This window comes from Moorena sp. SIO3I6, from assembly GCF_010672095.1.
On sequence record NZ_JAAHHU010001636.1, the window covers coordinates 1 to 1,110 of the forward strand.

General features: G+C 43.2%; 2 protein-coding genes. Both read left to right on the forward strand.

Annotated elements, in window-relative coordinates:
• Positions 1–83: 83 nt before the first annotated feature.
• Entirely contained in the window at positions 84–239 is a 156-nt protein-coding gene (locus tag F6K49_RS51880; RefSeq protein WP_293110832.1) for a hypothetical protein, read from the forward strand.
• A gap of 246 nt (positions 240–485) precedes the next feature.
• Positions 486–1,110 (forward strand): RNA-guided endonuclease IscB (iscB, locus tag F6K49_RS51885; protein WP_293110834.1); only part of this gene is annotated, 625 nt, incomplete at its 3' end.

A 1,110-nucleotide genomic window follows, 5' to 3' on the forward strand; every position in this document is an offset into this window, starting at 1 on the left:
TAGCAAATAAGTACTGATCAGGCTAAGATTACCGTTTGTCTGCTTAAGGAGAAAATATCCCACCTGGAAAATTAAAAGGAAATGTGGCAATTCTTCCAGGGGGTAGGCTGTCCTGGAATGCCCTCCTGTGTAAGGTCAATGGCACTGAAGCAGAGGAATTAGCTCAAGCAGGTGCTAAACCCTCTGCTAAGATTCTCGAAGAGGTCAATAACTCACCGCTAAGTCTTTTCAGACTATAGCGGGAGCTTGAAAAAGCTCATAATTGACCAGTCTAAGTTCCTAAAGAACTACGTTATTCCTAAGTGTTAAGGTTCCTACCTGAGGATGCGTAGCTAGTCTTCAGCTCTAGAACCCGGTCGTTAAACAGGTGTATTTGAGTTAAGCCAGTGCGACTGGGAAAGTACCGAGGAATAACATTGACGTTCGCGGCAGCGTGTGCGAAGCACTCAGCTAACTTAACCCTAGTAATAGGAGAAAACACAATTATGCGTGTCTTTGTACTCAACAAAAACCGACAACCCTTAGATCCATGCAAGCCTGCGAGAGCCAGAATTTTACTTTCGGTAGGAAAAGCAAAGGTCTATCGTCGTTACCCATTTACCATAATTTTGACGGAGGAAGTAAAACAGCCAATAACTCACGATCACCAACTCAAAATAGATCCTGGAGCAAAAATAAGCGGTTTAGCTATCGTCCAAGGAAAACGAGTAATCTGGGGATCTGAACTTACCCATCGAGGGTTTCAAATACAAGAGGCTTTGACCTCTCGTAGACAATTGAGACGTAGTAGACGTAATCGCAAGACTCGATACCGCAAGCCCAGGTTTCTTAACAGAACTAGATCAAAAGGCTGGTTAGCCCCCAGCTTGACGTCTAGGGTTCAAAATATTTTAACTTGGGTTAAAAAGTTGAGTCGATTCTGCCCTGTTACCGGCATCTCCCAAGAATTGGTCAGGTTTGACACTCAGAAACTACAAAATCCTGAAATATCTGGAATTGAGTATCAACAAGGTACGCTTTATGGTTACGAACTTCGGGAATATTTGCTTGAAAAATGGAATCGTAAGTGTGCTTACTGCGGGGTAGCAGGAACTCAACTAGAAATTGAAA